The sequence below is a fragment of the Rhizobium sp. CB3171 genome, from assembly GCF_029714265.1.
Lineage (GTDB): Bacteria > Pseudomonadota > Alphaproteobacteria > Rhizobiales > Rhizobiaceae > Rhizobium.
In genome coordinates this window covers 2637981-2651585 of sequence record NZ_CP121652.1, presented here as the reverse complement: position 1 = coordinate 2651585, position 13605 = coordinate 2637981, and the positions used below count along the sequence as shown (strand labels likewise).

The 13605-nt window shown below is 59.2% G+C and carries 9 protein-coding genes; 5 read left to right on the top strand and 4 right to left on the bottom strand.

What is annotated here, in order from left to right:
* Positions 1-51: 51 nt before the first annotated feature.
* The 5 genes from QA648_RS12960 to QA648_RS12940 all read left to right on the top strand — a co-directional run bounded on the left by QA648_RS12960 (position 52) and on the right by QA648_RS12940 (position 5461).
* Positions 52-2022 (top strand): DUF882 domain-containing protein, encoded by a 1971-nt coding sequence (locus tag QA648_RS12960; RefSeq protein WP_283047344.1) that lies wholly within the window; start codon positions 52-54, stop codon positions 2020-2022.
* A 306-nt stretch (positions 2023-2328) separates the two neighbouring features.
* Positions 2329-3261, top strand: a complete 933-nt coding sequence (locus QA648_RS12955) for a LysR family transcriptional regulator (RefSeq protein WP_283047342.1) — start codon at positions 2329-2331, stop codon at positions 3259-3261.
* Positions 3262-3403: 142 nt separating this feature from the next.
* Entirely contained in the window at positions 3404-4117 is a 714-nt protein-coding gene (locus QA648_RS12950) for an SDR family oxidoreductase (protein ID WP_283047340.1), read from the top strand.
* Positions 4118-4173: 56 nt separating this feature from the next.
* Positions 4174-4416, top strand: a complete 243-nt coding sequence (locus QA648_RS12945) for a 4-oxalocrotonate tautomerase family protein (RefSeq protein WP_104824233.1) — start codon at positions 4174-4176, stop codon at positions 4414-4416.
* A gap of 370 nt (positions 4417-4786) precedes the next feature.
* Complete coding sequence (locus QA648_RS12940) at positions 4787-5461, top strand: type 1 glutamine amidotransferase domain-containing protein (RefSeq protein ID WP_104824232.1); 675 nt, start codon at positions 4787-4789, stop codon at positions 5459-5461.
* 95 nt (positions 5462-5556) lie between these two features.
* On the opposite strand, the gene QA648_RS12935 is transcribed toward QA648_RS12940, so the two are convergent.
* Genes QA648_RS12935 through bcsA form a run of 4 tightly spaced genes read right to left on the bottom strand, consistent with a single transcriptional unit; the run spans position 5557 to position 13560 of the window.
* Positions 5557-7863, bottom strand: coding sequence for a cellulose synthase (locus QA648_RS12935; protein ID WP_283047337.1), 2307 nt, complete (start codon positions 7861-7863; stop codon positions 5557-5559).
* The gene (locus QA648_RS12930; RefSeq protein WP_283047336.1) at positions 7860-8909 is read right to left on the bottom strand and encodes a glycosyl hydrolase family 8; all 1050 of its coding nucleotides are present in this window, start codon (positions 8907-8909) and stop codon (positions 7860-7862) included. The genes QA648_RS12935 and QA648_RS12930 overlap by 4 nt, the downstream gene beginning before the upstream one ends.
* Positions 8906-11371, bottom strand: coding sequence for a cellulose biosynthesis cyclic di-GMP-binding regulatory protein BcsB (locus QA648_RS12925; RefSeq protein WP_283047334.1), 2466 nt, complete (start codon positions 11369-11371; stop codon positions 8906-8908). The genes QA648_RS12930 and QA648_RS12925 overlap by 4 nt, the downstream gene beginning before the upstream one ends.
* The gene (bcsA, locus tag QA648_RS12920; protein WP_104824229.1) at positions 11371-13560 is read right to left on the bottom strand and encodes a UDP-forming cellulose synthase catalytic subunit; all 2190 of its coding nucleotides are present in this window, start codon (positions 13558-13560) and stop codon (positions 11371-11373) included. Before bcsA ends, QA648_RS12925 begins: the two co-directional genes overlap by 1 nt.
* Positions 13561-13605 lie beyond the last annotated feature (45 nt).

Below are 13605 nucleotides of genomic sequence, written 5' to 3'. Positions count from 1 at the left end.
TGACAGCCATTTGGAACACGATGCGACATTGTCTGTCGGACGGGGATCGAATTGCCGAATCTGATTGGAAATACCAAGCTTAATAGCTTGAGCAGGCTTTTTGCGTGCTCTGAGATATTTCGTAAGGTGGCCAAGGTCGTAGCCGTTGGTCTTCTTGCGATGGCTGTTTCCACTCCGGTTTTCGTTGGAACCCCCTCCCAGGCAGGCGGCGAAACCCGCAGCCTCAAGATCTATTACGTCCATACAGGCGAAAAGGCTGTTATCACCTACAAGCGCAATGGAAAATTCGATCCGGACGGTTTGGAGAAACTGAACCGCATCCTGCGCGACTGGCGTAAAAACCAGCCGACCAAGATGAACCCGCGCTTGTTCGACCTGATCTGGGAAGTCTACCGCGAAAGCGGTTCGCATGAATTCATCTATGTCGTCTGCGGCTTCCGCTCGCCGGGAACCAACGAGATGCTGCGCACGCGTTCTGCCCATACGGGCGTCGCGAAGAAGAGCCAGCATATGCTCGGCAACGCGATGGATTTCTATATTCCGGACGTCAAGCTCACCAAGCTGCGCGAAATCGGCATGAAGCTGCAGGTCGGCGGCGTCGGCTATTATCCGACATCCGGCTCGCCCTTCGTTCACATGGACGTCGGCGGCGTGCGCGCCTGGCCGCGCATGGATCGCCAGGATCTCGTCCGTCTCTTCCCCGATGGCAAGACGATGCATATTCCGGCCGACGGTCGGCCGTTGCCGGGCTATCAGGAAGCGGTTGCCGACTATAAGCGCCGCATGTCTTCCGACGATATCCAGATCGCCAGTGCTTCGTCTCCGCGTCGTGGCTTCTTCGCCAGACTGTTTGGCGGCGGTGCCGACGAGGAAGAGGACAATGCGGATGAAGGCGCACCGGCAACGGCAGCGCCGACCACGGTCGTTGCCAAGAAGGGCCAATCCGCTCCTGCGGCGACGGATGACGGCGGCGATGACAGCCAGCCCGAAACCCAGGTTGCAAGCATAAACGCGCCCGTTCCGCAGGTTCGGCCAGCCTTCGGCAATCAGCCGGCGGGCAGCGAAGTGGCTTCGGCTCTGATGTCGCCGCCGCATAACGCCGCTCAGGATGCGCTTGCCGCAGCCATGCCGGATGCGAACGACCAGCAGCAATATGCGGATCTTCGCGCCTATCACGTTCCGGTTCCGTCGCTCCTTGACCGTCGTTCGCCCGGTGATGCTGAGCTAGCTTCGGCAGAGTCAGACCAGACCGCGGGCGTGCCGGTTCCGGTTGAGCGTCCGGAAATCGCCGAAAACCTGCTTGCTTCCGCCGATGCCGATCCGGACGCGATCGATGATGCGGCCGATGAAGGCACGCTCTCGCCGTCGATCGTGGCAGCTCTCGAACAGCATCGCGTCGATCAAGCGGATGTAAATGCTGGCGTTCCGGTTAATGCTGATGTTCCGGTCAATGTGGCCGCCAACAATGCCGCATCCAAGGATGAGATGCCGGTGAAGACTGCTGCGGATACCGCGGCGCCGGCCAATGCCGTTGGCGACAGTGACGCCGTCCGGGCGATCGCTGCGGTCTCGCCGCAGAAGCGGCCGGGACAGCAGATGCCGATGCAGGTCGCGGCACTTGCGCCGACCACCAATGAGATCAAGGTCAGCAGTGGCCGCTTCAATGATAGCTTCGAACCGGCGCTGTCGCAGGAGCGTCCGATTGCTGCCGGTATCGCGACCAAGGGCGGCCGGCCGAATAGGCAGGATGCCGCAGTGGCCGATGCCGGCCGTGCGACCGTGACCACCGAGCCGAAGCTGACCGAGAAGATGATTTCGCAGTGGGCGATCGCCAATGCCCGTGTCGAAATCGTCAACCGCCCGGTCAAGGCACCGCGCTTCGTCAGCCCGACGCTGCGCGCGCAGCCGACCGCCGTCTATACCGAAGGCTTCAAGGTGCAGACGGCATCGATCGATCCGGAACGCTTCAGCGGTTCGGCCGTGAACTTCCTGCAGGTAAAGAAGTTCAATTCGGTCGAATAGCCCCACCTCCGCCGATCCAAAAGAAGACCGCCGAAGCGGTCGGTTTCGCTTCGGTGGAGCCGGCCGTTGATGTTCTCTAGGTTCGAACGGGGCTCAACGCTGTTCTGAGTTCAGCCGAAAACACTTTCTCCATCGAACACCCGCGCGATCATCAGCTCGACCCAGGCACGGGCGATGCGGGTCGGTACGATGGCGTCGCCGATACCTTTGGATTGCTTTCGGGCGCTTCGGAAGGTGCGTATTTACGCCAGGCGAAATTCCGACGAAAAGTGTCCGTCACGAACCACAATTCCGCGGAGCCTTAGAATGGATCGGATCGACGCAATGAGGGTCTTCGTCACGGCGATCGACGAGGGCAGCCTTGCCGGCGCGGCGCGCAAGCTGAAACGATCGCCGACCGCGATCAGTAGGGCCCTGAGTTCGCTGGAGGCCCATGTCGGCGTCGAGCTGCTCCATCGGACAACTCGCACGCTCAAGCTAAGCGAGGCCGGTCAACGCTATGTGGCCGCATGCCGGCGGGTACTCGTCGAGCTCGAGGAGGCCGACATGGTGGCGGGAGGCGAGCGTTCGTCACCGCGCGGCACTCTGACCATTTCGGCGCCGCCAATCCTTGGCGAAGAGGTGCTGCGGCCGATTCTGGATGATTTTCTCGAGCTTCACCCCAGCGTCTCCGTTCGGTTTCTGATGCTGGATCGCTTCGTCAACCTCGTCGACGAGGGCGTCGATCTTGCGCTCCGCATCGGCAATTTGACGGATTCGTCTCATATCTCGACCCGCATCGGCGGCGATGTAAGGCGCGTCGTCGTCGCATCGCCACGTTATCTCGCCGGCAATCCGGATATCGTCGAGCCGTCCGATCTCGCCAAACATCAGATCGTGGCCTTCAGCAATTTCGGTCTCGATTCCTGGAGCTTCACCCCAACGAAAGGATCGCCAGTTCCGCGGACGGTTCATTTTACGCCTCGATATATCGTCAATAGCGTGCGCGCCGCGGCGGCATCGGCGGTAGCCGGCATTGGATTGACGCGGCTTTATTCCTATCACGTCGCAGAATATGTCCGGGAAGGCCGGCTCAAGATTGTGCTCCCCGACGCCGAGCATCCCGCGCTTCCGGTCCATTTGCTCGCACCACCGGGCCGCATGTCCGTGCCAAAGGTTCGCGCCTTCGTCGATCATGCCGTCCCTCGTCTGCGCGTCGAACTCAATCGCATAGCGATGGAAGCAGGCTCTTTGCCTTGATTGTGCCGATATACGGAGGAGTGTCTGCCAAAGGTCGGCAATTCTCCCGAATGACGAATGCATCTAAATCAATAGCACCGACGCCGACGGCGTTGGGCGGCCCGAAACCCCGGCCGCTGCACTTGAAAAGGATGCACACATCATGAGCAGTCAACAGAAGGTCGCCATCATCACCGGAGCCTCGCAAGGGATCGGCGAGGGGCTTGTTCGAGCCTACCGTGATCGCAACTATCGTGTCGTCGCAACCTCCCGGTCGATCAAGGCCAACTCTGACGCAGGTGTACATACCGTGGCTGGCGATATCGCCGACCTGGAAACCGCGGAACGGGTAGTTCGCGAAGCACTTGAGCACTTCGGCCGCATCGATACGCTGGTCAACAACGCCGGCGTCTTCCTTGCCAAGCCGTTCATCGAGTTCACTCAGCAGGACTTCGATCATAACATGAGCGTGAACGTCGCCGGCTTCTTTCACATCACGCAGCGCGTTGCTGCGGAGATGCTGAAGCAACGCTCGGGCCATATCGTCAACATCACCACGAGCCTGGTCAATCAGCCAATTGCCGGCGTGCCAGCCGCGCTCGCCTCCTTGACCAAGGGCGGCCTCAACTCGGTCACTCAGGAACTGGCGATAGAATTCGCGAAAACCGGCGTCCGCGTGAACGCGGTATCGCCAGGGATCATCAAAACGCCGATGCATGCGCCGGAAACGCACGAGGCGCTTTCAGGCCTGCACCCCGTCGGCCGGATGGGCGAGATCCGCGATATCGTCGATGCGGTTCTCTATCTTGAGACGGCGAATTTTGTAACCGGTGAAATCCTCCACGTCGATGGCGGCCAAAACGCTGGCCGCTGGTGAAATTGCAGCGCCAAGGCAATTAAGTCCTCGAATCCAAATCTTGAAAGGAAACAGTCATGCCGATCGTTACCGTACAGGTTACTCGTGAGGGAACGAACCCCGACCGGAATTCGGTCACCGCGGAAGAGAAAGCCGCCATCATTGCCGGTGTCAGCCAAGTGTTGCTTGATGTGCTGAACAAACCTCTGGAATCCACCTATGTGGTGATCGAGGAGGTGGATCTGGACAATTGGGGCTGGGGCGGCCTTCCGACGGTCCAATATCGAAAGCAGCGCGCCGCAGCGGCGGCAAAAGCCTGAGCTTCAGGCTTGCATCGTTGACGGCGGATGGTTGATGGCAACAACGGCTGAGATGACGGGCGACGCTCTCTGTGTCGCCCGTCTCAATGTCTCTTGAGCGCAAGAATCTGAATTTTCAGGAAGCACGGAAGCGCTTTGCTTGGTAAAGTGCAGGTGCTTGTCGGGCAAGGCGGTAGAAACCCGTGCCTGGCGGTGACATCAGAATCCGGCCGAGATCGACGCTCGTGGCCGTCCTTTCGCAGTTGGCCGTCTTGATGATTCTACAGTTCCGGCGGCTGTCGACATATCGAACCGATGCATATTACGCATGCTTTCGCACGCCGGCGGAATGCTGGGGTGTCCGGTAAAATCCAATTCAGGAGTAATGCCGATGAGCAAGATTTTGATTGTGCTGACCTCCCATGATCAGCTTGGCAATACGGGAAGAAAGACCGGCTTCTGGCTGGAAGAGTTTGCGGCCCCTTATTACGTCTTCAAGGACGCCGGGGCTGAGATCACGGTCGCATCACCCAAGGGTGGACAGCCGCCGATCGATCCCAAAAGCGACGAGCCTGAAAATCAAACTCCAGCGATGACACGCTTTAAGTCCGATAAGGACGCGCAAGCCGTGCTGGCCAATACCGTAAAGCTCGCGACCGTCAACGCTGCCGACTTCGATACCGTTTTTTATCCCGGCGGTCACGGTCCCATGTGGGATCTGGCGGAAGACAGGAAATCCATTTCCCTGATCGAGGATTTTTACAATTCGGGCAAGCCGGTTGCCGCCGTCTGCCACGCGCCTGGGGTTCTGCATCACGTACAATATCAGGGGCAGCCTCTGGTCAAGGGCAAGCGTGTCACAGGCTTTGCGAACAGCGAGGAGGAGGCAGTCCATCTTACCTCCGTTGTTCCTTTCCTTGTGGAGGATGAACTGAAGCGCCTTGGCGGCAGGTATGAGAAGGTCGCCGACTGGCAGAGCTTTGCCATCACCGATGGCAGGCTGGTAACCGGTCAGAATCCGGCATCATCAACGGCTGCCGCTCAAGCGCTGTTGAAGCTGCTTTGACCGCGGGCTGAACCGACGAGGCAAACAGGAGGGGTTCAGCTTTCCACGGAAATGCTGAACCCCTCTATCGTTTGGCCAAACTTGTGCTGCCAAAATCAGTCGCCGGGCTTCGCATGCGTGGCGAGCCTCAGATCGTTAAGCCCGCGATTTCCGTCCTTGTTGCCGGTTGCAGCCACGGCGGTGAATATGCGCTCGGCATCGTCGTACATTTTGAGATTGAGATAGCAGTAGCCGCGCAGAACCATGAGATCGACGCGTTCCTGCTGCAGTTGCGCGCGTTGATCGAGATAGATCAGGGTTTCCTGATAGCGTTTGCCGGAAAATGCCGTAAGCGCCCGATCGGCGAGGATGGCAACCTGCAATTCGGCAGCACGCTGGCGGCTGAGAGGAGCCTTGGCTGCAGCAACAGCCGCATTGTTGGCGAGCCCCACGCGCAGATAGGCGAGGCTTTGTCCATAGGCCGCGTCTTCGCGCGCCTTGCCGGCAGGGCTGTTCAATGCGACCTCGAAGGCTTCGATCGCCTCCATCGGGCGATTGAGGTCCATGAGGCACCAGCCGCGATTCAAAGCATCCGCCGGATTGAGGCGCTGGGCATTGATCGTCGCGGAGCAACCTCGCAGTCCGCGGGCGCCGCGGCGAACCGTCGTGACTTGTGTCTCAGGCCCGCTGTATACCACGCGCGCGGTCGTGCGCTGGCGCGTGTTGACATTGGTCTCGGACGGCGCAGGGGTTGCGAGCGGTTGTACATTGGTCGGAGCAGCCCCCATTTGCGGCGTGGTTTGATTTGGCGAAGGCAGCGGCGCATAGCCAATGGGCGCTTGAGGCGTGACTTCGCCGAGCCTGGCGATACGCTCCGAACGGCCCGCCCATAGCCGTTGAATTTCAGCGACACCCTGCCGGTCATTCAACTGATTGCGGGTGATGGCCAGGCCATAGGCGGACGGCTCATCGTCGGGTTTCCAGCGCAATGCGGTCTCGAACCAGCGTATCGCGGTTTGCGGTTGGTTCAGTGAACGCGCATACCAGCCGAATTCCTGTGCAGTCGGCACGTATTTTTGCTCAATGACTTCGGCGGCCATGCGGCTCAGCACGTCTTCGCTGAGATTGGCTGGCGGTTGCAGCGCCATTAGATTGGCTGTGGCCGCGAGATAGGTTGCTGTCGCATCCTTGGACTCGTTCCGCCATCTGTACATGACGTCTTCGGCTTCCTGCGGCTTATGATCGTCGATCAGGATCAAGGCCAATCCCTGCGATGCCGAAGCGGAATCATCCTTTGCGCGGGCCATGCGAAACCATTTTTCCGCTTCGCTATTGTTTTGGTGGCGCAGATGATACCAACCAAGCAGCAGGGCGTCGGACGCGAGACCCTGGGTCTCAGCCGCACGTTCCACTTGAGAAATATAGTCCGGCGCCACGGACAGTTTCGGATCATCATTGCCCTCGGCGACGAAGCGCCGCGCAAGGTCCGTGCGGATGCTGTCAAATTCCCGCCCGCCATTGCCGTCGGGTTTCTCCAGGGCAAGGAGATCCTGCATGGGCTGATAGGGCATCAGCGCCGATGCCTTTTGAACGGTTGCGAGCCTCTCCTGAGGATTGACGCAATTCTTCAGGATGTAGACGTAGGCGTCCTGGCCGCGGGTGGACCTGTTGGTCTTGATGAAAGCCTCTGCGACACGCCACAAAATGTCGATGTCACTGCAAGTAAGCAGGCTTGGCGTGTTGGCGCCGATGTCGACCACGGTTGCATATTGTTTGAGATCGGAGGCGTTGACCAGACGCGCCCGCGCTTCGGCAATATCGAGACGTTCCAGCAAGTCGGCGGGCGGTTGCCAGCCGGTTTCCGCCGCCTGGCGATCCGCGATGGCCCTGCGCAGCTCGGCGTAGCGCCCTTCGGAGTAGAGCTGCCACATGGCTTCGAGCTGCTTGTCGCTGTTTTGCGGGATGGCCAGCGGATCGGCTGGCGGCACCCAATCCGGATAAAGCGCTTGCAGGCGGGAAATTTCTGCCTGTAACCTGGCCTTGTCGCCGTGGCTTGCGAAATAGCGAAGTGCGCTTTCGTCGACTTTCGGCGGCGGTGTGGGCTGCGGTGTGGCCGACTGAGGCGTCGCTTGCGCAACGGCGTCCGGTGTGTCGGATGCCGCTTGGGCAGGTGGCGAAGTATCGGACAGAACTGCGGAAGGTGCTGTCGCCTGGATACGATCGGATACGGCTTTCATATCCAGCGGCGGGGAGTTGAAGGCTATGTCGACTGGCTTGATGCTTCCGGTCTGGGAAACTTGACTATCCTGACGATTTTGCGCGGCCAGCCCTAATCCCTCTTCGAGATTCCCACGGCCTTTCGTCGCGATGACCAATCCCGCCACCACGACTGCCGCCGAAACCGTAAGTAGGGAGGATTTCATAAGCACTCCGGATGTTTCTCCTCAACGAAAGCCAGGCCCAACAATTGAAGGGTCGACGGATAGTAGAGTGACGGCACGAATTGCCGAACCGAAGCGGGCAACTTCGCCCCGCTTGTTACACACGCCACAACATCGTTAACAATTCGATAACCGGGGTCCGTAAGTGGCTGTTTTGGCTTGCCAGTTTCCAGATCGATGGTGGCCGGCTCATCGCCTTCGACCGTCATGCCCGCCTGCAGCCGCGTCAACAGCGCCTTGTCGGAAATCCCCGCCCGCACAAGGTAAAGCGGGATGCGAATCGCATTGTAACCGAATTCGGCGTCGAAACCGTCAGCGGGTTTCGGCTTCGCCCGCAGGCTCACCCAGTCGGCCGGTAATTTTCGTGGTCCCAACTGTATCGACTGCAGCAGGGATAGGCCGTCATCCGTAAGCTTTTGCCATTCGTCAGATGGTGCCAGCAGTGCCATAACGGGAATGGCTTCATAAACCCAGTAGGATGGATTGACGACCGGCCCGTCATCGCGTTCCGAGGCCGCATAGCCTTTGATGCCCGGGAGAAGCAGTGTTCGTCCGCCTGCGTGGACCACGGCATGCGATAGAAGCGCCTGCGCTATCGTCGCTGCCGCCTCCAGATAGTCCTTCTTGTTCCATGCCGATCCCGCCAGCGCCAGGGCGTAAGCAATCAGTATGTCGCCGTCGGAGGCATTGTTCGTGTCCGTGACGTGCGGAGTGACGGCCGGGTCCCATATCCAGGCGGCGAGACCATCGTCGCGCAGCAGCAGCTCGGTTCGCGTGAAATACCATATTTGCTCGAAATCGGCGGGACTGTTCGAAAGATAGGCAAGCAACAAGCCGTAGCCTTGTCCCTCGCTGTGGCTGATATTGTCGTTTCCGTTGTCGACGATGCGGCCGCTCGCATCGAGGAATTTCGCCTTGTAGGCGGCCCATGCCTGCGGATCGATTGCAGCGCGTTGCGCCGCAAGTGGCTGGCACATCGTCAAAAGAGCGACGCCGCCGGCAACGACCATGGTTTGCCAGCGCCTCATCCGCGCCTGCCGATCTTGGCGAGGATTCCGGACGTCGCGACGCCGAGCAGCAAGAAGAGGATGATAAGCAGGAATGCGTAGGACAGAATATTGGTCGAAAGCCAGTTCGCGGCAATCAGGCGGTAGTTGGTAAACGACCAGGGCTGAGTCATGACGAAGTCGAAGCGGCTGACGGGTACCGTGTCGACCTTTCCGGTCTTGCTGGAATAAACGGTGATATGACCGGCAATCTGCGGCCAATCGGCCTGGGATGTCATGGCTTCGACTCCGGCTCTCAAGTCCTTTGCCGAAGGCGCGGTGACGATCGTCCAAGAGGATTCGCCCGTGGCGCTCGCTCCCTGCGCAATCATGAAGCTGTTGAGATTCGAGGGCGTGAAGACACGCTCGGCACTGGGAATGAACTGCAGCGAACTCAGCGAGATATCGAAATTGCGGCGCATCCAATCCTGAAACAGCGAAATCTGGCGCTGCAATGCGCCGCCGCCGATTCTGGAGCGCCACTCGTCGAATGTGACAGTCGTTTCCGATTGGCCATTTTGCCCGGCTGTGGGGGGACGCCAGGATGCTTGGCTGGCCGTCGCGATATTCATCTGCGACAACGTCGTCGTCGGCATCTGCGAAATCGAGCCGACGAAGATCGCATCGCGGTTTCCAACGCCGCTCGGCGAGGCGATAAGATCCACATCGATTGGATGTCCTGCAACAACCGCCATTTGTCCCAGCAATGTTGCCGTTGCGGATACGGTGTCGGGATCAGCACGGTCGATGAAGAGGGCGACCGGCGCGAGACCACGATTGTAAGGATAGCTCGTGCCTGCCAGTGCTGCCAGATTCGGACGCTGGGCGACCCTGGCGAAATCCGGCATATGAAATTGACTTGTATCGAACAGTGCGAAACGTGGCGTCGTGTTGGAGGTCGTGCCGGGCGCGCAGGCTTGGTCCTCGTTGGTCAGCAACATCGCTTCCAGCGTCACCGTATTGAGACCAGGTTTGAAATGGCGCATCGTCACGCGAATGGGCAGATGCCTGAAAATGCCGCCACCTGTCGCAGTAATCGGCTTCGTCGTAGCGATGCTTCCATTGACATAAACGTCGACATGGCTTCCCGGCAGAACGTTCTTCGCATAGGCGGCGTCAAGAAGGATGGTCGCTTCGCCATAGGCATTGGCATAGAAGTCCGACGGGATTGCCACATTGAAGCTGGTGTGGAAGCGGCGGCCCGAAAATTCCGTCGTGTCGATGCCCAATTGCGAGAATGAGAGGCTCGTGTCCGAAAACAGGAATGGCGCATCCGGCGCGGTCCAGCGCTGGGTTATCAAGATATCCCGGCGGACGGTCGGATCTCTGTCGGTCGGCGAGACGATGGTATCGATGGCGCCGGAAACCGCCTGCCAGGACGGCCCGCTGACGAGAAGGATCGTCGAGCCCGTGCGCGGATCCTTGACGAAAGTTGCCAGTGCGGCGGTCTGTGCTGCCGCCGGTGCCGAAAACAAAGGCTGCAGCTCGGCGGGCGTCCCGACGAGCACCGTCATCTTTCCGGGACCGGGCGGAGGAAGCGTGTCCGTGCTGAAAGAGAAAGTCTCATTCGGCATTCCGCTCAGCAGCGAAAGGCCCTGGGCCAGCCGCATCAGCGGTTTTGTGGTGCCCGGTTGCGCCAGAGCCGGTACGACGAGGTTGAATTCGGTTTTGCCGGCACCATCGACACCGATTGCGCGGATTGCATCCGTGCTCGACAGTCTTTGTGCATCCTGTTCGCTAAAGCTTAGATAGGTCTTCGCCGGATCGATATCGGACCAAAGTTCGTAGGTTGATTGGATGTTGCAATCGGTGCGATGGCGTTGTGTCGCTTCAAAGGTCACCAGATTGGCGCCCGGCTGCAGCAGACCGCGCGGGATGTCGAAACTTATCGAGGAGGCGCTATCCGGCGAGCCGATCTGCTGCTGGCCGATAGGGCGATTGTTGAGAAAGATGGTCAGTTGCGAAGCCTCGGGGGCAACGACGACCGCATTCTGATAGGCGAAATTGAACTTGGCCGGAGCGGCGGCCTGTTCGGGAGTGAGGAAAATCGACCACGATTTCCGATCATATTCGCCTTGCAGTCGGAAGTCTGTGAACGGCACGACATACCGCCGGAAATCAGCGGCCGCCGGCGTTGCCGCCGCCTGTTTCACCACCGGAACATTTTGCGCCGGTAGGACGGGCGCGACCTGTGGCGTGCTTGTTTTGGGTGCGGTCGCCTGCGGAGTCGCGACTTGCGGAACTGCCGCTTGCGGAGTGACCACCTTTGGACTCGTCGTCTGTGGGGTGGTCGTTTGCGGTGCAGTGACCCGCGGCATCAATGTTTCCGGCATGATCGGCTTCGCACCCTTCGGCCGTTCACCGGACATGTCGAAAGGCGCCGTCTGAGCATGGGCGATCGTGGCGCCAAGCAGGAAAATCAGCGCTGAAAGGACGCTTTTCATCAATTGCTCGCCTTTACCCCTTGCTGCTCCGCCTCGCTTTCGGATCGCATGCTGCGGAAAAGATAAAGTAAACCGCGGCTTGTCTGATAAAGCGACAGACCCACAAACCATATGGTTCCGCGAATGATGCCGGGATTGCGGCGGCGGGCCTGCTGGAACTGCGTCCATTGATCGGAGTTTGCAAACACCAGATCCGCAATCAGGCGATGATCCAGGGCACCTTTCGGGACATATTGGCAGCCGATTGTCGTTATCTCACCGGTTCGCTGGACGTTGCGGACGACAACCGGCAGCGTCTCCATTTCCGCGCCGCTATATGGCTGAAAGCGGAGGACCCCTTCCGCACCCACGACGATCGGATCAAGCTCCTTGTTGAAGACATTCAATCGCGCGCCGTGGACGGAAACGTCCTCGATCGAGGCGGAATTCCACCGGCCGTTGACGCCGAATTCGCTGCGACGATTGACCCTGACGCGGCGCGAGGAAGACCGCTCGCCACGCTCTGAAACAACGCCAAGCGCACAACCGGACAGGACCAGGTTGATCATATTCCATCCGCCGACGACGAGCGTCACATCCGCTTTATAGGGTTCGGCATAGATGCGGTATATCGTTACCGCGACTGCGAGGATCTGCACGGCGAAAATCACGAAGAAGGGGCGGCTGATTTCGGAAAGACGGCTGGTAGAAATCGACTCATCCTTGGCCGTGACCTTGAACGTCGGTTTTCGCGGATTGAGCATGACCGAGATGACGGCGGGCAGCAAATGCACCGTCTGGACATATTCATAGAGCTCCGAAATCCACGGCCAGCGGAAGGAGCCGTAGAGATAGTTCTGCATCATGAGGTTCACGAGCATGTAGGCAAGCGTGTAGGCGAGGAATTCGCCGCCGGACGCCGTGAAGATCTCGAGATCGAAGAAAAGATAAAAGAGCGGCGCGAACAGGAAAATGGTGCGAGGAAAGGGAAAGAGCCAGAAAAGCGTGGACGACATGTAGCAAAGCCGTTGCGGCAACGAGAGGCCTCGCTTCAGCAGCGGGAAGCGGAAGCGCAGGATTTGCATCATGCCCTGAGCCCAGCGGCTGCGCTGGCCGATGAAGCTTGCAAACGTCGCGGGCTGCAGACCGGCAATCAGCGGCTTGTCGACATAGATGCTGTTCCAGCCGCTGCCATGAAGGGCCAATGCCGTTTCGCAGTCCTCGGTGATGCTGATGCCGCTGAAGCCCTTTTGCGATTCCAGTGCGGTGCGGCTCAATACAGCCGCCGAACCGCAGAAAAAGGCGGCATTCCACTTGTCCAGACCGCGCTGAATGATGCCGTAGAACATCTCGTTCTCACTCGGCATGTTGTCAAAAGTCTTAAGATTGCGCTCCAGCGGATCGGGATTGATGAAGAAATGCGGCGTTTGGACGAGAAAGAGCTTCGGATCGTCTTCGAAATAACCGACGGTTTCGAGCAGGAAATCGCGGGCCGGCGCATGGTCGGCATCGAAGACGGCGATCAGGTCGCCGCTCGAATGCTTCAAGCCGTTGTTGAGGTTGCCGGCCTTGGCGTGCTCATTGCGGTCGCGCGTCAGATATTCGACATCGAGATCGTCGCAAAGCTGCTTGAGTTCGTTGTGACGCGCAATTGCTGTCTGCGATTCCAAAAGTTTGGTGGAATTGCGCTTCTGTAAAGTGCCGCCGTCGTCGAGCAGCCAAACCTTGAGTTTGTCGGCCGGATAATCCATCGCCTTGGCGGAGGCGAGTGTGTTGGCGAGAAGCTTTGTGTCCTCATTGTAGGACGGAACGAAAACGTCGACGGATGGAAATTGCTGTACCTTCGATGCGCGGGCGGTGCGTGGAGGCAGGGGCGTCGCAACGATGAAAAGGCTGAGCATCAGCATGGCGACGTTGTACATTTCTGCAAGATAGAGCAGCAGGCCAGGGATGAAATTTTCCGGCTGATTGACGGGTGGCAGGGTGTTGGTCGTGCGCCAATAGACATAGCGCAGCACGATCGACGTGCCGAAAGCCAGCGCAATCAGCCGCCAGGTTCCCTGAGCCTTGAGGATCTTGATGATCGCCATGATGGCAACGACAGCGGTGCTCGCGATGAGCTGAGTCTGCAGGTTGACCGGCAATGTGATCAGGACGATCCCGCATAGCGAAACCACCATCCACATCAAGATGCTTCGCGCTGTTTGCATCGATGTCCCTTCAATGGCGCTGAGCCGCACGCGTGTCGGCGCTCT